A 21,623-nucleotide genomic window follows, 5' to 3' on the forward strand; every position below is an offset into this window, starting at 1 on the left:
TCCTCCTGACCTCTATAGAATCAGGCGTCAGGTTACGCAATCTCCATCAAACCCTCCACGGTTTACTGCGATGAACCGTATTTTTGGGGGTATATTCAACAAGCGCACAACCCCTGACCACTTATACACAAGCCTCTCACGGCGAAATGTGAATTCTGTCGGACCTTCGTACGCACGGCAGAAATGATTCGTGCGGAATGGCAGGAGTTTAACGAAGACGCCGCCGAATGGCGCGTACCGGCGGAACGCATGAAGATGCGTGACCCGCATATCGTGCCTCTATCACGTCAGGCGCTCGACGTGCTCGCCGAGCTACGCGCGATCAACGGCCACCATCGCTTTGTGTTTTACAGCGTGCACCTACCGACGAAGTGTGGGCGCGTCCCGTCTGTCGGCTCATAGGGACGCGCTGCGAGCCCGAATCGTCCAAGCGTGCGGATGCATGGGCAACCGCCGCCCAATCACATCATGCTGTGTGACTTCGCGTAGTCCCGTAGCGCATCGTTCATGCGCGTTTGCCATCCTTCGCCCTGCGCTTTGTAGGCGCTCACAATGTCAGGATCGATCCGCAGCTTAAGCGGGGTCTTGGGATTGGCCGACTTCGGCCGACCACACGGTTTCGTCAGTTTGGCTGCAACATCCTTGCCGAGCAGTTCAGTCAACACCTCCTCGGCCGGACGCGCACGCACGAAGTCGGCGTCGGTCCATTCCGGATTCTCGTCAACTGGATTACGTACTTTTCGCTTGCTCATATCCTTTCACCTCGCGGGAGTTAGCCTTGCGCAGGCTGATAACGTGAACCATGCCGTCGCGCGGCGTGAACACCAACATACGAAGGCGATCGCCGATGTGGACGAGCGCCTGAAAGCGGCGTTCCGGGTACATCATCCGAACATCTTCCACGATCAGCGCGCCCGCCATCTCAAATTCACGCGCCAGCTCAAACGAAAGTCCACGCTCGACAATGTTCCTTTCGCTCTTATTTGGGTCGTAGGTAATGTCCATGACAATAAATGTCCCCCAAAAAATTGGAAACACAAGGAATATTTGTACCCCCATGAAATTGATGGCGTGCTCAATCGCAGGATCGGGGCCGGTGAGCTTCCCCTGAAATTTCGCCTTCCAAGAGGTCGTGTATAAACTCGACGGAAAGGAAGGAAATCAGGCATGTTCAAGGTACCGAAACAGGTGTACACGGCGGAGTTCAAGCTGGCCGCCGTACAGCGGGGCAAGGATGGCCAAGGAGTGACCGTGGTGGCCCGCGAGCTGGGCATTTCTGAACAGACGCTTCGCAACTGGGTGAAGGCTGAGGCGTCGGGCAAGCTCAGCGGTGCCGGAGCGAAGCCGGTCACGCCGGAGCAGATGGAACTGTCTTGACTGCGAGCGGAGAACAAGCGCCTGCAGATGGAGCTTGAGATCACAAAAAAAGCAGCATCCTTCGCGAAGGACCTGCTGTGAGGTATGCCTGGGTCGACCGGCAGGTCGGGCAATATCCGCTGCGGTCGCTGTGCTGCGTGCTATCGGTCAGCGTGAGCAGCTATCGCGCGTGGAAACGCGGCGGTACGCCGGGACGAACGCGACTGACGGACACGCAACTGCTGACGATGATCCGGACGGTGCACGCCGAGTTCAAGGGTGCATACGGTTCGCCGCGCATGACCGAGGAAATCCGCGAGCGCGGCTTTCCGGCCAGCAAGGAGCGTGTGGAACGGCTGATGCGTGAGAACGGTATCCGAGCCCGACACAAACGCCGCTAACGGATGACGACCGATTCGAAGCACAAACTGCCGGTAGCGCCGAATCTGTTGAATCGCGAGTTCATGTCCGCCGAGCCGAATCAGGTGTTCAGTTCGGACATCACGTACATCTGGACCGACGAGGGCTGGCTGTACGTGGCCGCGGTGCTCGATCTGTTCAACCGGGAGGTGGTGGGCTGGTCGATCAAGCCGCGCATGACGGCGGATCTCGTGACGGACGCGCTGACGATGGCTTGGTTTCGCCGCCGACCCGCGCCGGGCGCACTGTGCCACTCCGACCGCGGCAACCAGTATGCGAGTCACGAGTTCCAGCGCAAACTGGCCGCCTACGGCATGCGTTGCTCGACGAGCCGCAAGGGAAATTGTTGGGACAACGCGCCGACGGAAAGCTTCTTCAACAGCCTGAAGAACGAACGGGTTCACGCCACGCGCATCAGGACGCGAAGGCCGATCTGTTCGAATACATCGAAGTGTTTTACAACCGCAGTCGTCGTCATTCGTCGCTCGGCTTTGTTTCTCCGGAGCAGTTCCTTCGAGACTGGATCAAAGCTCAGCAGACCAAGGACGCCGCTGCATAACTCGGGACCGTTGGAAGGCGAAAAAACGAGTGAACCTCAGAATGGCACCGACAGCATTCAAGCCCCCCATCTATGAGGGCATTGTTGGCGGCACAATACTCGAGAGCCAAACCGAAATCACCCCCCCACCTTGATTCGTGAATTCTGTCGGGAAAGCTAAGATATCCGATCGGTTGCGGACGATGGCGATCACGTCATATCGACGTGTCTGCTCATGAAACACGAAGGCCGACGACCGAACGTCGTCCGTGATCGTCATAGCGAGAGGCGTAACGAGACAGTGTGCCTTCGATCCAATTCGTTTTCGAAAAGAGACAGCCGGAACAAAACGCTGCGAGCCGACGACACGCCCGCCGCCGCTCGTTTTTTCTGGACAACTCACCCAGCGCGCGTATGATGAATCAATCTGCTTGCGTTCCTTGCACAAACGCTCAGATTGTCCATCGCACCCTTCCCCTCGTGCGTCGCTGCCTCTTCACGCATTCGACGCCCTCAGCGGCGCTGCACTGGACGCTCGATGCTTCGCACGCGCGCGAAGCCGAAGCCGAAGCCGAAGCCATCCCATCATCGCGATCCGCTGCTCACGATCGCAAGGAGAATTGAAATGACCGCGTCCCACCCCGTGACCGAGTGAGCGAAGGAAGAAGGAGGATCCTCACGGGCCAAAGGCATCGAAGTGCCCAGGTGGAAAATGCACGCATTTCCCGGCAACCGGAGGATCCACGATGAACAGTATGGCCGTGGGCATAGATATCGCCAAGCAGGTTTTCCGGGTGCATTACGTCGATCAGACAAGCGGAAAGATCGTGAACAAGCCGATCAAGCGGGCGAAGTTTCTGGAGCATTTTGCGAACAGAGCGCCATGTCTGATCGGGATGGAAGCGTGCGGCGGTGCTCGCTCATGACCGGCCGTACTGCAAAGCCTACGTGAGCGTGAAGCCGATTTGACCGGCTCACACGAAGTAGAAGGTCAATCTTTAACACAGGGTGAACGTCGAAAGGTTGCGCAGCAATCGAGTGTGATGACAAGCCAGGTAGGACCGGGACTCGCTAAACCTGTATGGCGCCTAGAGCTTCCAGCTCGCCAGCAGAATGAGGTGCGAGTCAGCATATTTCATCGGGGCCCGCAGCGGCAGAACCGGCTGCAACAAGGCCGGATATAGAGCCGCTGCCCATCCTGTCAGTCAGAAACACACGAAAACTGTGGCAAACGGGACGCGTTCATATAGGCGTCATGAGCATGCATGTGTATCGCGGATTCGAAATTCATCCGCTCATCTATCCCCATGTGCCCGCTGGAGAGGGTCGCGGCCACAACTACGAAGCGGGCTTCGACGCCGCCGTGCGAATCTGCCCGCGCTCGCAGCAAACGGCCGCCTCCCAAGGCCGCATCTTCAAGCTCGCCGACCGCTCGCCGTTCTCCAACGCCGGCGACGCGCGACGGGCATCGCTGCTGTACGCGGAGGAGATCATCGACCGGAACGAAGGCGAGCACTGGGTGTTTTCCGAAGCCGGCTGACCGGCGTCGCTTCTTCGCATTCCGCAGAAAACCTCGATTCGACGAGAGCACCTTAGACGATTCCCGTCCGGTGAAATGGTCGTCGACAAAGTTCCGTGTCTCGTGCCGCGGAATGAAATCGCGCAGGTCGATCGCAAGCCACCGTCCGGGTGCTGTCGCTAGGCGTCGGACATTCGGAGCTCGAATCGGAGGCATGGCCGGCAAGATCATGTGCCGCCCCCGATGAACGCACTTCGCCCCGTCTTCCTACTTACGCCAAGGAAACTTGTGACGACCATCACGCCCAGGCTCAACGAACCCATCGACATCACGCTCAGGCGCTTTCGAAGAGAAATCGAACGCATTGGCCTGATTCGCGAATTGCGCGACCGCCGCAGCTATGAAAAACCGACTGCGCTGCGAAAACGCAAGAAGGCCAGCGCGGTCGCGCGCCAGCGAGCACGTCTCAAGCGGTCGATGCCGCCCAAGAAGCCGTACTAGCGACGCCGCGGCGTCCGGCCGGGCGCCGGATGCGTAACCCGGACACGACGCGCACCCGTCAATTCATACCCGATACGTCGACTTACTGTGCTTTCTCGTGATCAACCAGCTTGTCACCCGGACGCTGACCCGCGGGTGGTTGCGCCCCGATTATCCGGTCGAATCGATGCGTGCGTGGCCGGCGCGTGGCTGTCGTCGCTGCAGACCCAATGCGACTGGCGCGACCGGATTTGACTCGCACGCGCGTCCGGCGAAATTGCACACTCGATGTACGCCGTCGACGAACGAGTGCTCCTTTCGGCCTCTCCGCTATTTCAGCGTTGCTGCCATGACATCGACAATACGACGATCGAAGCGCCGATGCTCCGCGCGAAATGTGTGCAGTACCTGCGAACGCACGTCTGAACCGCATTGCGCACGTCACTTCCAGTTCGGATCCTGCTTCAACTGCTCCTGCAGATACGCCTTCATCCGTCCGTCCGGCTTGCCGAACCAGCGGAAACTCGCATACTTGCTCGGCGCGTCGTAGGCGCCCGGCATCTCGGGCAGCGTCACGAGCATCCCCCACATCCGGTGTGCGTCTTCGTCGATCACGCCGTAGAACTGGTTGGCCGCGCAATCGTGCGGCTTGCACATCCACCCCACCAGATACGACGCGCCGTCGATCCGCTCGCGCTTGTACGGCGAACTGACCCGGTTCTCGCTCGCGAGCCATCCCGGCACGCGCGTTTCCTTCGCGAGCATCCGCTTCCAAGCGATGCGGTTCGCGCTTTGCGCAATGGCCTCGAAGAAAGTCGGCGCGGGCTCGTCGGCGGCGACCGCCGGCCCCGCCACGCCGGCGATCAATACGGCCATCGCTGTGGCCCATGCGAACGAACGAAAGAGATGAAAGATCATGAATTCCCCCGGAACTATTCGTTCCGAATGAGACGTAAGCCCCGTCGGCAAGTTCCGATCGCGTTGCCCGGATGCGGCCGGCCATTCGCTTCCGATGCGAAAACGCGCAACAAGCACCCGCACCGTATCGCCGCCGACGCCCGTTTCCACGCCCCCTTCGACTCCCGCAGAAAGCCCGGTATTCGTATATTTTTGCGCCATGACCATCGCTGCTCCAATCGACATTACCCGGCAGTCGCACAATTAAAGCCATTACCAGGACGACATCAAGTGAACGACAAAGTCGTGAGCCAAACGGAAAGCCATGCCGCTCTATATGAACGCGTCCAGAAGCTCGAATCCAAGTGGAACAGTTGACGGAAACCACGGCGCCGATCGCCATACTCGCGACCGAACGCGCGCGATGCGCGTTCGATTCGCGTGGCGGCATGACGAGCGCACGTCGAACGCGCGTCATGCCGCGCCGTCGATTGCAGCCGACGAGACTGCATCGGCAATGCGGCCTTCGGACGATGCCGCGAGCGAGCCCGCATCGCACATCGCCCGAATCGCCATGGACATCTCCTTTCGCCTGGCACGCGCGATGCATGCCTTGCAAGGCCGCAAGCTTTACTGCGATGATTGATGTCGATCCACCGTTCCGGACACCGTCGGCGAGGCGACGAGCACAACCGCACGCCGCCGTCTGCTGCGACCCGCGCCGCGTTTGCCGCCGGTCCGCCGCCCGACCGCCGCCAGCAGCCTGCGCGCGGCTAGCCACGAAGCCTTCCGAATCGCGATGAAAGACAGCCCTCCCGATCCCGCCGCCAAGAAACGCAGCCGCCCGTCGATCCTCGCGCTCAACCTATTCGCCGTGCTGGTCGGCCTCGTGACGTTCGGCCTCGGCGCAGCGTGGGTGATCTACTCGTGGCTCGTCGATCGCGAAGCGCCGTACTTCGCGATCCCGCTCGTCTTTTCGGTGCCGGTGATCGTCGCGGTCGCCGTGCGCAGCATCTGGGAGTGACGCCGCGGCTTCGCTCGCGACGGCGTCGCCGCGCACTCGCCGTCCTTGACGCCCGCTCGCACGACGCCCCTCGCCGAAGCAACCGAAATCGCCGCCGCCGCGAATTTCCCGGCCGGTCCGCTGTCCTACCGCGCGATACGTTCGCCCGAATTCCGTTCCTTGCTCGATCGCCATGTCATCCACGCCGCATCGTCCACGCTCCCGCCGCTTTGTCGTCCGTCTGCTGTCCGCCGTTTGCCTCGTCTGGATCGCGTCCATTCTGTGCGTCGCGTTCGCGCCACCCGCGCACGCGGCGGGAAAGACCTGCGCACGCACGTCGGCTGCGCACGGCAACGCCTGCCGCGTCGCGCGCAGCGTTCATGCGAAGCACGTCAAGCGCACAGCGCGCGTGCGACATCATCGGCCGCACGTGAAGAAAAAGTCCCCGGCGATCCACAAAAAAATCAGACATCGCACGCGCTCGATCGCGCGTCCGCATCAACCGACGCGCAAGCGCCACCGCGCGTCGCGCAACGTCGTCGCCGCGACTGCGGCCGCGAAGCCGCAACTGCTCGCAAGCTGCGGCTACACCGGCGCGTCGCGCAGCCTGCTGCGCTCACGCGCGATCTACGTCGTCGACGAAAGAACGGGCACGGTATTGATCGAGAAAAATGCGAATCGCGTCGTGCCGATCGCGTCGGTCACGAAACTGATGACGTCGATGGTCGCGCTCGACACGCGCGCACCGCTGTCGCGGCAGCTGCGCGTAAGCGCACAGGACCGCGACTACGAGAAATTCACGGGATCGCGCCTGAAGGTCGGCTCGGTGCTGTCGCGCCGCGACATGCTGCACATCGCGCTGATGTCGTCGGAAAACCGGGCGGCGGCGGCGCTGTCGCGCGACTATGCGGGCGGCCGCCCGGCATTCGTCGCCGCGATGAACCGCAAGGCGCGCACGCTCGGGATGAAGCACACGCATTTCGTCAACGCGACCGGGTTGTCGCCTCGCAACGTGTCGACGGCGCACGATCTGTCGCGGCTCGTCGCCGCGGCGAGCCGCTATCCGCGCATCAAGACGTTCTCGACCGATACGTCGAAAACCGTCTTCCCCGGCCGCGGCCAGCTCCAGTATGTGAATTCGGACGCGCTCGTGCGCGCGGGCGACTCGAGCATCATGTTGCAGAAGACCGGCTTCATCAACGAAGCCGGCCATTGCGTGGTGCTCCGCTACGCGGTGCGCGGGCGCCCCGTCGACATCGTGCTGCTCGGCGCACCGGGGCCGCGCGACCATATCGCCGATGCGATGAAGATCCGTCGCTGGCTCACGTGCTCGATGCCATGACGCCCCGGCGTGCGGCCGCCGCCGGGGCACCGCACGCCGCCCGCACATTGCGCCGCGTGGCCAAGCCGGATCGCTTCGGATAGGCGCAGCGCCGCTTACTTCTCGACCGCGCGCGCCACTTCGTTCGACCCGTACCACAGCCGGTAGCGGACATCGAATCCGTTCGGCACGTACACGACGATCGGCAGGCGGCTGTTGTAGCGCAGCAGATAGCCGCTGCCGCGGACGGGCACGAACGCCTCCTGCGCGCCCTGCCCCGGGCACGCCATCAGCGTGCCGGCCGGCCCCTTCGCATCGGCGAGCACGTAATACGAATAGCCCCAGCCCTGCACCGTCTCATGCTTGAGATCACCGCCGAACCAGTGCTGGTTGCAGTCGACCTTGATCGTCTTGCCGACGATCAGCTCGACGCGAATGTCGTCCTCCAGCTTTTCGGTGGGCAGCACGATCACCGTGCGCTTCTGCCCCGCCTGCGCGGCTGGGAACATCTTGATGTCTTCCGCTGACGGCTTGGGCGCGGACGCGGCGTCGACGCCCGCGGCGGGCGTCGACACGCTCGCCGCCGCCGCGACGCCGGAGAAGCCGACGAATGCGGCGCATGCCGCCCAGGCGGCCAAGCGAGAGGCTGATTTCATACGGTGCTCCTGAAGAGTGATTGAATATGGACGGAAGCGCCACGCACAGCCAACTTCCGCATTTCGACTGCTTTCGTGATTGTAATGTGCAGACACAATTCGCTTCGAACTAAGCGGGTCTGTGCGCTTCACAATGGAAACGGCAGTGAAAACAGGGAGAAGGGAGCATGCCATGCTGAAACTTGTCGCTTCGCTCGGAGCCGCGGCGCTCCTTGCCGGCTGCGTCGCCGTGCCGGACGACGGTTACGGCTATGGCTACGCGCAGCCGTACTATCCGGGCGGTTATGTGTACGGACCGGGTTATTCGCCCGTGTACGGGACGGTGAACATCTGGGGCGGCGGCGGATGGCGGGACCGCGACCATTGGCGGGGCGGCGGCGACCGCTGGCGAGGCAGCGGGCGCGGCGGCGGCAATTGGCACGGCGATCAATCGCGTGGCGAGCGCGGCCACGGCTGGCAAGGCGGCCGCAACGACCGCGGCGGCAACGATTGGCCGGGCGGAGGCGGCAATGGCGGCGGCCACGGCGGACGGCACTGAGGTTCGCCGTCGATTTGCAACGAGTTGTATCGAAGAAACGCACGGCGGTTACGGTCGCGGACCGCCGCGACGATCGCAGCGGACGCGCTGACGATCGACCTGCCTGAAGAAGAGGGCTCGGTGCGTCGGCGACATCGTCGTCCGACGCCGCCGATCGCGGCATCCGCCCTGCTCGCTCCTCTCGAAGAACGTTCAGGCGGAACGCTTCACGCACTTCACGCGCTTCGATAGCGCGTCGCTGCTCGATCGGCATCGGCATCGGCATCGGCATCGGCATTCAAGGCGTCCCGACAGCCGCAAAATCTGCTCGATCGAACCAGTGCGATCCGACCCACACCGCATGGATGCGGCCGCCGGATCGCGCGCGCCGGGCCGCACATCGCGCCCACTCCCAGCACGTCGTTCCCGTTACCACCCGGCAGGCTGCGGCTGCGCGTAGCCGTACGCGCCGTAGCCGTCGTCGTACGCTTGCGCGCCGCAACCGACGTATGCGCGTCGATACTGGTCGTAGCAATAGCCCGCGGGCGGACCGCCGTACGCAGGCGCGGGTTGGTACTGCGCCGGCTGATAGGCAGGCACCTGATACGCGGGAGCCCGATATGCGGGCGCCGAATACGCAACGGCCGGCGCGGGGTTCAGCGCGGACGTGACGATCGCGCCCAGCACCGCACCGCCGATCAGCGCGCCGACGATATCGCCGCCGCGATCGTGTGCGCTGGCCGGGCCGGCAAGCGCGAGGCTGCCCGCCGTCACCAGAACTGCCGCGATCTTCTTCATGTTGGACTCCGCCAAACGTGGTGCATGACGAAATCCATTGTGGGCGCCGTCGACCGTAATAGATGCAGCAAGCGGTAACGCGCAATTACGCGTGTCACATCCGTGCTCGCGCGCCGCATGGGCCGTGCTACGATTTTCGGCACCACCAAGGAGACGCCCTCGATGAGCCCAGACACCGCCCGCCGATTCGATACCGAGTTCGCGCCGCGCATCGCGCGCGCAATCGCCGACTTGCTGGGTCACAGGGCGAGCGCCGAGGTCATCGGCTACGGCGGGCACGGACATCCGACACAAGTGCGGATCGTCGCGCCGCCCGCCGAGCACGCGCGCGGCTACGCGCATCCGCTCGACATCGCGCTCACGTGGGACACCGACGAGATCGAGCATCTGATGGCGGCGGACGGGCCCGCGCGCTTCGAGCGCTATCTCGCGGCGTTGGGGCGCAAGCTGCCGGCCTGGGAAAACGCGCGCGGCATCGACTTCGGCTCGCGCACGCAAGCCGATGCGCTCGTGCTGATCGGCGGGCTCGATTTCGAGGTATGACGGCGACGGCGGAGCGTGTCGCCTCCGCTCGATTGGCGAACGGATTCGCCGCGTCTCGAAGCGTCGACTGGCCTGTCGATCGGCCTGTCGAGTGGCCGTCGCGGCCGATCGACATCACATCACGCTTGATCACCTCACCGATGGTCTCCCGAGTCCCGATCACCTGATTGTCTGATCCCAAGCGCACGCACGCCCCCCGCACGAGTTCGAGAGGCCACGCCTTCGCCGATTCCGCACCGCTTCGCCGCCCCCCTGCACAACGCACGGCGCTGCCCGCAATGCGCCGTTATCCCCTCGTTCCGCCCGACTTCATGATTCAAGCGCCGGTGATACACTCGACCGGCTCACGCCGATGCTCGCGAGCATTCGTCGCCGCGACGCAGGCGTCTTTCTGTCGAACTTCACGAGGAGGCCCCCGTGGCTGATTTCCGGCTTTGGACTGACGAGTTTCCGGCCAACGGCTTCATGCCGAAGGCGCAGGAATACAAACACGAAGGCTTCGGCGTCGACGGCGGCAACCGGTCGCCCGCGCTCCACTGGGAAGGCGTGCCCGCCGATGCGAAGAGCCTCGCGCTGACGGTCTACGATCCCGACGCGCCGACGGGCAGCGGCTTCTGGCACTGGACCGTCGTCAACATCCCGGTCGACGCGGCGGCCCTGCCTCAAGACGCGGGCGCAGCAGGCAGCGCCGCGCTGCCCGCGGGCGCCGTGCAGGTGCGCAACGACTACGGCGACGAAGGCTTCGGCGGCGCCGCGCCGCCGCGCGGCGACAAGCCGCACCGCTACATCTTTCGCCTGCACGCGCTGAAGGTCGACGCCGTGCCCGTCACGAAGGACACAACCAATGCTGTCGCCCGCTTCATGATCCATCTGAACGAACTCGATTCGACGACATACACCGGCCTCTACGAACTGAAGTAAGCCGTCCGGGCCGGGCGCCCGCCCGGTCCTTCGCCGCCGGCCGGGCGCGTCAGCGCGCAAGCCGGCGGTTGCATTCGCAACGAATCGCCGCACCCTCGCCGCCTCGCCATCGCTTCCGCCATGAACGCCGACTCCGGACTGCCGCTCCCGCAACGCTACTGGGCGATCGTCTGCGTCGCGCTAGGCATCACGCTCGCCGTGCTCGACGGCGCGATCGCGAACGTCGCGCTGCCCACGATCGCCCGCGATCTGCGCGCATCCGACGCCGCGTCGATCTGGATCGTCAACGCGTATCAGCTCGCCGTCACGATTTCGCTGCTGCCGCTCGCGTCGCTCGGCGACCGGATCGGCTATCGGCGCGTCTACATCGCGGGGCTCGCGCTCTTCACAGCGGCGTCGTTCGGCTGCGCGCTGTCGAGCACGTTGCCCACGCTCGCGACACTGCGCGTGATTCAGGGCTTCGGCGCCGCCGGCATCATGAGCGTCAACACCGCGCTCGTCCGCATGATCTATCCGTCGTCGCAACTCGGGCGCGGCGTCGCGATCAACGCGATGGTCGTCGCGCTTTCGTCGGCAATCGGACCGACCGTCGCGTCCGCCGTGCTCGCCGTCGCGCCGTGGCCGTGGCTTTTCGCGATCAACGTGCCGATCGGCGTCGCCGCCGTGTACGGCGGCCTGCGCGCACTGCCCGTGAATCCGGGCCGCAACGCGCCGTACGACTTCATCGGCGCCGTGATGAACGCATGCGTGTTCGGGCTGCTGATCGTCTCCGTCGACGAACTCGGGCATGGCGAAAACCACGCGAGCGCCGCGGCCACCGCGCTCACAGCCATCGTCATCGGCTACTTTTTCGTCAAACGTCAACTGACGCAGCCTGCGCCGCTCCTGCCCGTCGATCTGCTGCGCATCCCGATCTTCGCGCTGTCGATCGGCACATCGGTCGCGTCGTTCACGTCGCAGATGCTCGCGTTCGTCGCGCTGCCATTCTGGCTGCAGAACACGCTCGACTTCTCGCAGGTGCAGACCGGGCTCTACATGACGCCATGGCCGCTCGTCATCGTGATCGCCGCGCCGCTCGCGGGCGTGCTATCGGACCGCTATTCGGCGGGCGCGCTGGGCGGCATCGGCCTCGCGCTCTTCGCATCGGGCCTGCTCGCGCTTGCGACGATCGGCGCACATCCGACGCCCGTCGACATCGTCTGGCGGATGGCGCTCTGCGGCGCAGGCTTCGGACTCTTCCAGTCGCCGAACAATCGCGCGATCCTGTCGTCCGCGCCGCGCGAGCGCACGGGCGGCGCGAGCGGGATGCTCGGCACCGCGCGGCTCACCGGACAGACGCTCGGCGCCGCGCTCGTCGCATTGATCTTCGGCGTCGCGCCACAACATGGACCGACGATCGCACTCTATGCCGCAACCGCGTTCGCCGCCGTCGCGGCGGCCGTCAGCCTGATGCGAATCAAGGCGCAGCGCGACACAGCCGCCGCTGCGGGGTGACGCGAAGCCGCTCGCCGAAGTAGCGCGCGCGGGTTGGCGAGCGATCGGTGGCGCATCGCTTCGCCGGCCGGTCGATTTCGCCGATCCTCCACCGTACGCATCCCGCCGCAGCACCCCGTCACTTTCGCAGCACGCCGCAGTTCCGTCGATTCGGCCATTCGGACAATCCAGCCGATCGAACGCATCGACGATCCAGCCGCCCCTCGCCGGCCACCGACACCCCATTTCCGCCCCGTTATTCCCCGCCGGTCACCGCGACAAACCTCCCCCAAATCCGCACACCCGCCCCATCCGCGCCAGCACTCCTTCCCGCTTCGTCTGTCCAACACATGCCCGCGCCGCAAGTCGAGCGCATCCGCCGTTCGGGTGACGGGCTTCGGATGGCCTTTACGCCATCGTCAGGAGAATGAAATGACCGCGTCCCACCCCGTGACCGAGTGAGCGAAGGGAGAAGGAGGATCCTCACGGGCCAAAGGCATCGAAGTGCCCAGGTGGAAAATGCACGCATTTCCCGGCAACCGGAGGATCCACGATGAACAGTATGGCCGTGGGCATAGATATCGCCAAGCAGGTTTTCCGGGTGCATTACGTCGATCAGACAAGCGGAAAGATCGTGAACAAGCCGATCAAGCGGGCGAAGTTTCTGGAGCATTTTGCGAACAGAGCGCCATGTCTGATCGGGATGGAAGCGTGCGGCGGTGCTCGCTCATGACCGGCCGTACTGCAAAGCCTACGTGAGCGTGAAGCCGATTTGACCGGCTCACACGAAGTAGAAGGTCAATCTTTAACACAGGGTGAACGTCGAAAGGTTGCGCAGCAATCGAGTGTGATGACAAGCCAGGTAGGACCGGGACTCGCTAAACCTGTATGGCGCCTAGAGCTTCCAGCTCGCCAGCAGAATGAGGTGCGAGTCAGCATATTTCATCGGGGCCCGCAGCGGCAGAACCGGCTGCAACAAGGCCGGATATAGAGCCGCTGCCCATCCTGTCAGTCAGAAACACACGAAAACTGTGGCAAACGGGACGCGTTCATATAGGCGTCATGTCATTGATCGTCGCAGCACGCTTCACGACGCAGCGCGCCGCCGAGGCCGCCGCCAAGCGGCTTCTCGACAGCGGCTTCGTCGCCGAGGACGTCAGTCTGTTCTTCGTCAATCCGCGCGGCCAGCACGCGCGGCAATCGTCGGAATACCCGTCCCACGCCGCCCCCCCGGCCGCGCCGCCTCCCATCGGCGCGATGCAGCATGCGAGGCACGGCGCGACGATCGGCGCCGTCGTCGGCGCCATCTTCGGCGTCGCGCTGTTTTCGCTCGCCACCCCGTCGCTCGTCGTCGCGATCTGTGCCGCGGGCGTCGGCGCGTATCTCGGCGGATGGCTCGGCAGAATGATGCACAAGGAAGACTTCTCTCGCGCGCATGTGCGCGAAATCACGCACGAAGCGATCCATCACGAAATGCGCGCGTCGGGAATGCTCGTCGCCGTGCACGTGACGACCGATTCGCAAGGCGAAGCCGCACGCGTGCTCGCCGAGGCAGGCGGCGGCGACATCGAACGCGCGACGGGACGCTGGCAGTCGGGCCGCTGGGCGGACTTCGATCCGACCCGCACGCCCGAGCCTTTCACCGGCGCGCAGCAGCAGCCGACGCATCGCCACGCTTGAGCGACGCGACCGCGTGCATCGAACGAAAAATCGAAACGACGACGGCAAAGGCGCCGGGCCGGTGCGATGCCGATCGGCGCCCTCACCGCGCAGAGGAAGAGACGGAACGCGCGGCGGCGGTCACGCCGCCGCCGCGACGACGTCGAGCACGAAGCGGCAGCGCTCGTCGACGCTCGCGCGCGGCAATTCGATCAGCCGATAGCCGCATGCCGCGTACGTATCGACCATCGCATCGTAGGTACGCACGGCCTCCGCGTAATCCTGCTTTCGTTCGACGTCCTTCGCATAGATCTCCGGCCACGGCGGCGCGATGAACACGTCGCGGCGATAGCGGAATCGATCGGCGGCCGCGGCGAGATGCGCGGGAACGGGCAGCGCGGACAGGTGCAGATAGCCGATCACGTCCGGCACGCCGCGATCGAAGAAGACGGGCCCGCGCGCACCGCGCGCGAGACGGTGCGAGCGCATCTCCCAACTGAGCATCAATTCGGCGAACGCGGCGGGATCGCGCCACGGCAGCGCGTGGCCGCCGATCGCCATCTGATCCTGGATCACGCCGCGCCCGGCTTCGTGCGAGCGTGCATAGCCGCGCGCTTCGAGCGCATCGATCAGCGTGCTTTTGCCCGAGCCGGGCCCGCCCGTGATCACGAAGAAACGCGCGACTGCCGCGTCCGCATCGGCATCGGCGCCGGGCTCGCCGGCGCGCGCTTCGACGCCCGTATCAAGCATTCGCGACGCGCCGCCCCGCGCGCTGCGTGACGGACACCGCCGTCGCGACGCTACGCAGATCGGTCAGGAACGAATCGCGCCACACCGACAGATCGTTCCGGCGCAGCCGCGCGATGTTGTCCGCGTGACGCGCCTGCCGTTCCTCGAGCGGCATCGCGAGCGCACGCTCGAGCGATTCCGCCATCTGCGACAAGTCGAACGGATTGACGAGCAGCGCACCCGGCAGCTCGGCCGCCGCGCCCGCGAATTCCGACAGCACGAGCACGCCCGGATCGTTCGGATCCTGCGATGCGACGTACTCCTTCGCGACGAGATTCATCCCGTCGCGCAGCGGCGTCACGTAGCCGACCTGCGACAGCCTGAACAGCGCCATCAGCAGGTTGCGCTCGTACTTGCGGTTCAGGTACTGGATCGGCGTCCAGTCGAGCTGCGCGAAGCGGCCGTTGATGCGCCCCGCCTCGCCTTCGAGCGTCTGGCGGATGCGCTGGTAGGTCTGCACGTCGGAGCGGGTCGGCGGCGCGATCTGCACGAGCGACACGCGCCCTTGCCAGCCGGGCGCGTTCGCGAGCATCCGCTCGAACGCCTGGAAGCGCTCGACGAGCCCCTTCGAGTAATCGAGACGATCGACGCTGATCACGAGCTTGCGGTCGCCCGTCGTGTCGCGCAGCGCCTTCACCGCCTTGCGCGAGCCGTATTCGACGGCCGCCTTGCCGATCGCGTCCGGATAGATGCCGATCGGATACGCGGCGACCTTCACGACGCGGCCGTGCGCATGGAGCATCCCGTCGTCGCTCGACGTGCCGTGCCCGCGCCGCTCGATGTAGTCGACGAACCCCTGCTTGTCGCTTTCCGTCTGGAAGCCGACGACGTCGTACGCGCACATGAACTTCACGAGCTCCTCGTGCGGCGGCACCATGCGCAGGATCTCAGGCGTCGGAAACGGGATGTGCAGGAAGAAGCCGATCGGATTCTTCACGCCGAGCTCGCGCAGGCAATGCGCGAACGGCAGCAGGTGGTAGTCGTGCACCCAGATGATGTCGTCGGGTTGAACGAGCGCGCGCAACTGCTTCGCGAGCGAGCAGTTCACGCGCAGATAGCCCGCGTATTCCTGGCGATCGAAGCGCGCGAGGTCGCCGCGATAGTGGAATACCGGCCAGAGCGTCGCGTTCGAGAAGCCGCGGTAGTACTGGTCGTAGTCGCGGCGCGTGAGGCCGACGGTTGCGTAGGTGACCTTGCCGTCCCGCTCGATCACGGGCTCGCCCGGCGCGCCGGCGATCTCGCCGTTCCAGCCGAACCAGACGCCGCCCGTTTCCTTCAGTGCGTCGAGCACGCCGACCGCCAGTCCGCCCGCGGTCGGACGCGCATCCTGACCGGCCGCCACCCGATTCGATACCACGATCAATCTGCTCATTACGGCTTACCCTCCTGTATTCAGATTGCCCGGCGGACAGGAAACGGCGCTCCCGTCGAATCAGGCAAGTCGCATGCCACCTCGCGACGGTTCAAATGTTAAAAATGCAAGTACATGTAACAAGGGCGTCCTCATGCATCCTGCTCCGAGCCGAGGTCGCGTTGATAGTCGAGCCCTTCCGGGCGGGTGCCGCCCTGGTTGTGATCGCCGTCCGTCGGCGTATCGGGCGCGGAGCCGGCAGGCGCGGGAGCGTTCTGAACGTTGGCCGGCCGCGACGGGCCGGTGCCGGCGTCGCGCCCGCGATGCTCGGGGCGCTTGGAGCGGCGCTTGGCAGGGTGTCTCATGATCGGAGCGGCGCGAGGCCGTCGGTGAAACAGTCCATAGCTCTTTAGTCTAGGTGCCCTGGGCTTGGTTCACGGTAACAATTACATTCAATTTGTAACGATTCGACCCCTCAGCGTGGCTTTGCACCACAATATTGCCGCTCGCGCGCGCTCGATGTGCGCGGCAAACGTTTGTCAATTGTTTGCATTTCTCGTCGGACAATTGCGAAACAATGGCGCTCTACGCTCGCGGCGCACACGCGCAACGCACGAAGACAGGACCGCATTCAGGGATGAACCATCGCATCGCACGGCCCACGCGCCGTTGGGCCGCGTGGGCTACGCTCGGCGCCGCCGCACTCTCCACGCTGCTGTCCGGCTGCAATTCGCTCTATAGCGAAGGCGCGACGGCAGGCGCCGGTATCGCCGGCGCAGCCATCGCATCGAAAGTCACCAACAACGCCGCCGTCGCGACCGGCATCGGCCTCGGCGCCGTCGCGGGCGCGCGGGCAGGCGTCCAGTACACGCAGCGCGTCGCGCACCGCTACTCGCAGGCGCAGATCGCGACGGCGGCCGGGCCGCTCGACATCGGCGGCGTCGCGCCTTGGTCGACGCATCACTCGTTCCCGATCGAGGACGACGAGCACGGCCGCGTGACCGTGAGCCGGCTCATCAGCGTCGGACCGCTCGACTGCAAGGAAATCGTGTTCTCGGTCGATACCGACGCGAAGCAGAACGCGCCCGCGCAATCGGGCTTCTACGTCGCGACGATCTGCCGGGACGGCCCGGCGTGGCAGTGGGCGTCCGCGGAGCCCGCGACCGCGCGCTGGGGCGCGCTGCAATGAGCGTGAGCGCGCGCGCGGCGCTGCCGCTCGCGACCTCGCTCGTGCTCGCCGCGGCGACGATCGGCCTCTCCGGCTGCGGCTCGGTCGGCGCGGCGAGCGGCGCGCTCGCGGGCGCGGCGACGGGCCTCGTCACCGCGAATCCGGCTGTCGGCGTCGGCGTCGGCATCGCGGTGCAGGCGGCCACCGACGAAGTCGTCAACCGGACGATGAAGCAGCTGCATAAGAATCAGCAGGATGCGATCGCGCAGGCGGCGGGCGGTCTCGCGGTCGGCGAGGCCCGCGCGTGGCAGGTGAAGAACAGGGTGCCGCTCGAAAACGGCGAAGGCGAGGTGCGCGTGACGCGTGCGTTCCAGACGCCGCTCGCGCTCTGCAAGGAATTCGCGTTTTCGATGAAGGACGGCACGCGCGCGGAATGGTACTTGGCGAGCGCGTGCCAGGATACGCACGGCTGGCAATGGGCGTCGGCGGAGCCGGCCGTCGAGCGCTGGGGCAATCTGCAATAACGCCGGCGTTTCGGGTGGCCGCCACGTTCAGTGTGGTGTTTTACGCTATTTGAAACGTACGAAGCCCAATGCGCACAAGATTTTCATGGCGATTTTAAGTTCCATCGAGAGCGAAACCCTACACTAGGCAGCGGCATGCGGCGCGGCCTCGAACACCGCCGCCCCGCGGCCATGGTCCTCGCCTCGCCCTCTCCCGCTCGACGCGCAAACGAATCCGAACGCGCTTGCGGCCGCGCGCCGCAGCGACGGCGCACGAGGCGACCACAAGCCTCTTTCCTTCCTCGCCGATCGACAGCCCGCGGGCCGCGAACGGACCGCCTTCGCTCAGGACTCGACGTCCTCGAGACTGAAGATCTCGGTCTGGTCGTTGTACGAGAAGATCTCGCCGTACCGGCCCCAGTCGATCACCGCGTCGAGCGTCTCCTCGGCCGCGCCGTCCGACAGGAAGTCCTCGAGCTCCTGCTCGAAGCGCACGCGCGGCGCGCGATGGCCCGGACGCTCGTTCAGCACCTTCTTGATCCGCGCGGCGAGCGGCACGTGGCGCAGCAGATGCTCGGCGAACATCATCTTGCGCTCCTGCGTGCCGAACTCGGCGAACACGCGGCCAGGCGGCGTCAGGAACACGTCGCCCTCCCGCACATCGGCGAAGCCGAGGTACTGCAGCACTTCGGCGATCGGAAACAGGTCGTCGACCTCGAGATGCAGCGTGCGCGCGATTTCCGGCATGTCCGCACGGCCGTGGTACGGCGGCGCGGCAAGCGTTTCGATGAGACCCGCCATCAGGTTCGTCGACACCTGCGGCAGCCAGCTGCCGAGCTCGAGCCCCTTCTTCGTCGCCTCGCCGACCTGGCGCGCGGTCATCTTCGCGTAGATGTCGTCGACGAGCCGGCGGAACGCCGGGTCGAGACGGTTGCGCGGATGCTTGAACGGCACCTTGATCTCGGCGATCACGCGCCCCGGATTCGACGACAGCACGAGGATCCGGTCGCACATGAACACCGCTTCCTCGATGTTGTGCGTGACGATCAGCACCGACTTGATCGGCATCCGGCCCTGCGTCCACAGATCGAGCAGATCGGTACGCAGCGTCTCGGCCGTCAGCACGTCGAGCGCGGAGAACGGTTCGTCCATCAGCAGCAGCGTCGGATCGACGACGAGCGCGCGCGCGAAGCCGACGCGCTGGCGCATGCCGCCCGACAGCTCGCGCGGATATGCATTCTCGAAGCCGTCGAGGCCGATCAGGTCGATCGCGGCGAGCGCGCGCTCGCGCCGCTCGCGCGCGCCGACGCCGAGCGCCTCGAGGCCTGCTTCGACGTTCTGCAGCACGGTGAGCCACGGAAACAGCGCGAAGGTCTGGAACACCATCGCGACGCCTTCGGCGGGACCGCGCAACGGCTTGCCGAGATATCCAATCTCGCCGCCCGTCGGCTCGATGAGGCCGGCGATGATGCGCAAGAGCGTCGACTTGCCGGAGCCCGAGCGGCCGAGCAAGCCGACGATCTCTCCTTCGCGCAGCGACAGGTTCACGCCGTCGAGCACGAGCAGCTCGCCTTGTGTCTTGTTGAAGCCGCGGCTCACGTTCTCGACGTGCAGGATTTCTTCGCCGGCGCGCGGCGGCGCGGCCGGCGTCTGGACGGGTGCGTTTACATCATTCGGGTTTTGCATCGCGTTTTGCTCTCGGTCGGTCTCAATCGGCTGACATGGTCTCAATCGAGCCGCAGCTTGGCTTCGGCGTACGCGTACAGCGGACGCCACAACAGGCGGTTGAACAAGGTGACGAACAGGGACATCACGGCGATGCCCAGGATGATCTTCGGGTAGTCGCCCGCAGCCGTCGTCTGCGCGATGTACGCGCCGAGGCCGTGCGCCTGGATCTTCGTGTCGCCCCACTGGACGAGCTCCGACACGATGCTCGCGTTCCACGCGCCGCCCGACGCGGTAATCGCGCCCGTCACGTAGTACGGGAAGATGCCGGGGAGGATCGCCTGCCGCCACCACTGCCAGCCGCGGATGCGGAAATTGGTGGCCGCTTCGCGATAGTCGTTCGGATAGGCGGTCGCGCCCGCGATCACGTTGAACAGGATATACCACTGGGTGCCGAGCACGATGAGGGGTGACAGCCAGATGTCGGCGTTCAGCCGGTAGTGCGCGATCACGATCACGAACACCGGGAACAGCAGGTTCGCCGGAAACGCCGCGAGAAACTGCGCGATCGGCTGCACCTTTTCGGCAATCGCGGGCCGCAGGCCGATCCACACGCCGATCGGCACCCAGATCACCGACGCGATCGCGATCAACAGCATGACGCGCAGGAGCGTGATGAGCCCGAGCACGAACACGTGACCAACCTCGGCGAGCGTCACGCCCGTCTTCACGTAGACGAATACGCGCCAGACGACGTAGATCGTGCCGACGATCACGAGAATCGCCCAGGCGATGTCGGCAACGCGCGACGCCTTCTTTTCGACGCGCGGCATCGTGAAGCGCACGGTGTCGAACGACGGCACGCGCAGCGGAATCCGCGCCGTCTTCGCCAACAACCAGCCGGCCGGCACGAGCAATTGATGAATCAAGCGCGTGCGGCGCACGAGGTCGAGGAGCCACGATTCGGGCGCGTTGCCCGAACTCGTCGTTTCCATCCGGAACTTGTCCGCCCACGCGACGAGCGGACGGAACAGCAGTTGGTCGTATGCGAGGATCACGATCGTCATCGCAAGAATCACCCAGCCGACCGCGTGCAGATTCTTGTCGGAAATCGCCTGCGCGAGATACGCGCCGACGCCCGGCAGCGTGATCGTATTGTTGCCGACCGTGATCGCCTCGGACGCGACGACGAAGAACCAGCCGCCCGACATCGACATCATCATGTTCCAGATGAGGCCCGGCATCGAGAACGGCACTTCCAGCTTCCAGAAGCGCTGCCACGACGTCAGGTGGAAGCCGCGCGACACCTCGTCGAGATCGCGCGGCACCGTGCGCAGCGACTGGTAGAAGCTGAACGTCATGTTCCACGCCTGGCTCGTGAAGATCGCGAAGATCGCCGCGAGCTCGGCACCCAGCACGCGGCTAGGGAAAAGCGCGAGGAAGAACGTGACCGTAAACGAGATGTAGCCGAGGACGGGCACCGACTGCAGGATGTCGAGGATCGGCACGAGCACCATCCCCGCGCGGCGGCTTTTCGCTGCGAGCGTGCCGTACACGAGCGTGAAGACGAGCGACGCGACCATCGCGGCCAGCATCCGCAGCGTCGTGCGCAGCGCGTACTCGGGCAAGTTCGCCGGATCGAGCGAGATCTTCTGCGTGTTGAGCGTCGCGATGGGCGCCATCGTCTCGTGAAAGCCGACCACTGCCATCGCAATCACGCAAATGATGAGCGGGAACGCGATGAAGTCCCAACGGTTAGGCAGGACGCGCCACGCGGATGCGTTGGCGATCCGGTTCGGATTGAATCCGAGATCCATCAGGCGCCCTCCCCGGCAAGGCCGTGCGAATCGAAAAATGAGGCCAGAAAGCGAATGTGACTCATGGCAAGGCGCGCTTATGCGGTAATTCGTTTTGACTGCGGGTGCCGCGGAAGCCGCCCCCAGGGTACCGGCTTCCACACGCGACGCGGGGATCGCCCGATCCTCGCGACGGCACGACACTACTACATCCTATATTTCAGGCACAACCTTCTGAGTGACGAACGGT

General features: G+C 64.9%; 22 protein-coding genes and 4 pseudogenes. 16 read left to right on the plus strand and 10 right to left on the minus strand.

Annotation, left to right across the window (positions count from 1 at the left end):
* Positions 1-162: 162 nt before the first annotated feature.
* Positions 163-357 (plus strand): annotated as a pseudogene (locus WS69_RS01920) (tyrosine-type recombinase/integrase); the annotation flags it as partial.
* A gap of 104 nt (positions 358-461) precedes the next feature.
* Here the strand turns inward: WS69_RS01920 and WS69_RS01925 are convergent.
* Positions 462-752, minus strand: coding sequence for a BrnA antitoxin family protein (locus WS69_RS01925; protein ID WP_059469145.1), 291 nt, complete (start codon positions 750-752; stop codon positions 462-464).
* Positions 730-1,005, minus strand: a complete 276-nt coding sequence (locus tag WS69_RS01930; protein ID WP_059469288.1) for a BrnT family toxin — start codon at positions 1,003-1,005, stop codon at positions 730-732. Before WS69_RS01930 ends, WS69_RS01925 begins: the two co-directional genes overlap by 23 nt.
* Positions 1,006-1,167: 162 nt before the next feature.
* On the opposite strand from WS69_RS01930, the pseudogene WS69_RS01940 reads away from it, so the two are divergent.
* The 4 genes and pseudogenes from WS69_RS01940 (at position 1,168) to rpsU (ending at position 4,334) form a co-directional block, all read left to right on the plus strand.
* Positions 1,168-2,335: pseudogene (locus WS69_RS01940) on the plus strand (IS3 family transposase).
* A 725-nt stretch (positions 2,336-3,060) separates the two neighbouring features.
* Positions 3,061-3,231: pseudogene (locus WS69_RS01945) on the plus strand (IS110 family transposase); the annotation flags it as partial.
* 338 nt (positions 3,232-3,569) lie between these two features.
* Entirely contained in the window at positions 3,570-3,854 is a 285-nt protein-coding gene (locus WS69_RS01950; protein WP_059469147.1) for a hypothetical protein, read from the plus strand.
* A 267-nt stretch (positions 3,855-4,121) separates the two neighbouring features.
* Positions 4,122-4,334, plus strand: coding sequence for a 30S ribosomal protein S21 (gene rpsU / locus WS69_RS01955; protein ID WP_059469148.1), 213 nt, complete (start codon positions 4,122-4,124; stop codon positions 4,332-4,334).
* Between the two features lie 420 nt (positions 4,335-4,754).
* Here the strand turns inward: rpsU and WS69_RS01965 are convergent, their stop codons facing one another.
* On the minus strand, positions 4,755-5,231 hold the full coding sequence (locus WS69_RS01965) for an inhibitor of vertebrate lysozyme family protein (protein WP_059469149.1): 477 nt from the start codon (positions 5,229-5,231) through the stop codon (positions 4,755-4,757).
* Between the two features lie 304 nt (positions 5,232-5,535).
* Between WS69_RS01965 and WS69_RS32845 the strand changes: the two genes are divergently transcribed.
* From WS69_RS32845 to WS69_RS01980, 3 genes are all read left to right on the plus strand, one after another.
* On the plus strand, positions 5,536-5,856 hold the full coding sequence (locus WS69_RS32845; RefSeq protein ID WP_156437902.1) for a hypothetical protein: 321 nt from the start codon (positions 5,536-5,538) through the stop codon (positions 5,854-5,856).
* 153 nt (positions 5,857-6,009) lie between these two features.
* Positions 6,010-6,234: a hypothetical protein gene (locus WS69_RS01975; protein ID WP_059469151.1), complete on the plus strand. Its 225-nt coding sequence runs from the start codon at positions 6,010-6,012 to the stop codon at positions 6,232-6,234.
* 172 nt (positions 6,235-6,406) lie between these two features.
* Entirely contained in the window at positions 6,407-7,555 is a 1,149-nt protein-coding gene (locus WS69_RS01980; protein WP_059469152.1) for a serine hydrolase, read from the plus strand.
* 95 nt (positions 7,556-7,650) lie between these two features.
* On the opposite strand, the gene eco is transcribed toward WS69_RS01980, so the two are convergent.
* The gene (eco, locus tag WS69_RS01985) at positions 7,651-8,190 is read right to left on the minus strand and encodes a serine protease inhibitor ecotin (RefSeq protein ID WP_059469153.1); all 540 of its coding nucleotides are present in this window, start codon (positions 8,188-8,190) and stop codon (positions 7,651-7,653) included.
* Positions 8,191-8,362: 172 nt separating this feature from the next.
* Here eco and WS69_RS01990 point away from each other — a divergent pair, with 172 nt between their 5' ends.
* Positions 8,363-8,728 (plus strand): hypothetical protein, encoded by a 366-nt coding sequence (locus WS69_RS01990; RefSeq protein WP_059469154.1) that lies wholly within the window; start codon positions 8,363-8,365, stop codon positions 8,726-8,728.
* A 408-nt stretch (positions 8,729-9,136) separates the two neighbouring features.
* Here WS69_RS01990 and WS69_RS33960 read toward each other — a convergent pair whose 3' ends face one another.
* The gene (locus tag WS69_RS33960) at positions 9,137-9,505 is read right to left on the minus strand and encodes a hypothetical protein (protein ID WP_059469155.1); all 369 of its coding nucleotides are present in this window, start codon (positions 9,503-9,505) and stop codon (positions 9,137-9,139) included.
* A gap of 162 nt (positions 9,506-9,667) precedes the next feature.
* On the opposite strand from WS69_RS33960, the gene WS69_RS02000 reads away from it, so the two are divergent.
* From WS69_RS02000 to WS69_RS02020, 5 genes and pseudogenes are all read left to right on the plus strand, one after another.
* Complete coding sequence (locus WS69_RS02000; protein WP_059469289.1) at positions 9,668-10,048, plus strand: DUF5594 family protein; 381 nt, start codon at positions 9,668-9,670, stop codon at positions 10,046-10,048.
* A 417-nt stretch (positions 10,049-10,465) separates the two neighbouring features.
* Positions 10,466-10,969 carry a YbhB/YbcL family Raf kinase inhibitor-like protein gene (locus WS69_RS02005; protein ID WP_059469156.1) on the plus strand — a complete coding sequence of 168 codons (504 nt, stop codon included), beginning with the start codon at positions 10,466-10,468 and terminating at the stop codon, positions 10,967-10,969.
* Between the two features lie 120 nt (positions 10,970-11,089).
* Complete coding sequence (locus WS69_RS02010; RefSeq protein ID WP_059469157.1) at positions 11,090-12,463, plus strand: MFS transporter; 1,374 nt, start codon at positions 11,090-11,092, stop codon at positions 12,461-12,463.
* 532 nt (positions 12,464-12,995) lie between these two features.
* Positions 12,996-13,166, plus strand: a pseudogene (locus WS69_RS02015) (IS110 family transposase); the annotation flags it as partial.
* A 338-nt stretch (positions 13,167-13,504) separates the two neighbouring features.
* Positions 13,505-14,122 (plus strand): glycine zipper domain-containing protein, encoded by a 618-nt coding sequence (locus tag WS69_RS02020; RefSeq protein ID WP_059469158.1) that lies wholly within the window; start codon positions 13,505-13,507, stop codon positions 14,120-14,122.
* Between the two features lie 120 nt (positions 14,123-14,242).
* On the opposite strand, the gene WS69_RS02025 is transcribed toward WS69_RS02020, so the two are convergent.
* The 3 genes from WS69_RS02025 to WS69_RS02035 form a co-directional block, all read right to left on the minus strand.
* Positions 14,243-14,851 (minus strand): AAA family ATPase, encoded by a 609-nt coding sequence (locus WS69_RS02025; protein ID WP_059469159.1) that lies wholly within the window; start codon positions 14,849-14,851, stop codon positions 14,243-14,245.
* Positions 14,844-16,262 carry an alpha,alpha-trehalose-phosphate synthase (UDP-forming) gene (otsA, locus tag WS69_RS02030; RefSeq protein ID WP_059469160.1) on the minus strand — a complete coding sequence of 473 codons (1,419 nt, stop codon included), beginning with the start codon at positions 16,260-16,262 and terminating at the stop codon, positions 14,844-14,846. The genes WS69_RS02025 and otsA overlap by 8 nt, the downstream gene beginning before the upstream one ends.
* Positions 16,263-16,393: 131 nt before the next feature.
* Positions 16,394-16,606, minus strand: a complete 213-nt coding sequence (locus tag WS69_RS02035) for a hypothetical protein (RefSeq protein WP_059469161.1) — start codon at positions 16,604-16,606, stop codon at positions 16,394-16,396.
* A 272-nt stretch (positions 16,607-16,878) separates the two neighbouring features.
* Between WS69_RS02035 and WS69_RS02040 the strand changes: the two genes are divergently transcribed.
* Positions 16,879-17,430 carry a hypothetical protein gene (locus WS69_RS02040; RefSeq protein WP_059469162.1) on the plus strand — a complete coding sequence of 184 codons (552 nt, stop codon included), beginning with the start codon at positions 16,879-16,881 and terminating at the stop codon, positions 17,428-17,430.
* Positions 17,427-17,933 carry a hypothetical protein gene (locus WS69_RS02045; RefSeq protein ID WP_059469290.1) on the plus strand — a complete coding sequence of 169 codons (507 nt, stop codon included), beginning with the start codon at positions 17,427-17,429 and terminating at the stop codon, positions 17,931-17,933. Before WS69_RS02040 ends, WS69_RS02045 begins: the two co-directional genes overlap by 4 nt.
* Positions 17,934-18,257: 324 nt before the next feature.
* Here WS69_RS02045 and WS69_RS02050 read toward each other — a convergent pair whose 3' ends face one another.
* Positions 18,258-19,598: an ABC transporter ATP-binding protein gene (locus tag WS69_RS02050; RefSeq protein ID WP_059469163.1), complete on the minus strand. Its 1,341-nt coding sequence runs from the start codon at positions 19,596-19,598 to the stop codon at positions 18,258-18,260.
* A gap of 41 nt (positions 19,599-19,639) precedes the next feature.
* On the minus strand, positions 19,640-21,394 hold the full coding sequence (locus tag WS69_RS02055) for an ABC transporter permease (protein WP_059469164.1): 1,755 nt from the start codon (positions 21,392-21,394) through the stop codon (positions 19,640-19,642).
* Positions 21,395-21,623 lie beyond the last annotated feature (229 nt).

Source organism: Burkholderia sp. BDU5, from assembly GCF_001522845.1.
GTDB classification, from domain to species: Bacteria; Pseudomonadota; Gammaproteobacteria; order Burkholderiales; family Burkholderiaceae; genus Burkholderia; species Burkholderia mayonis.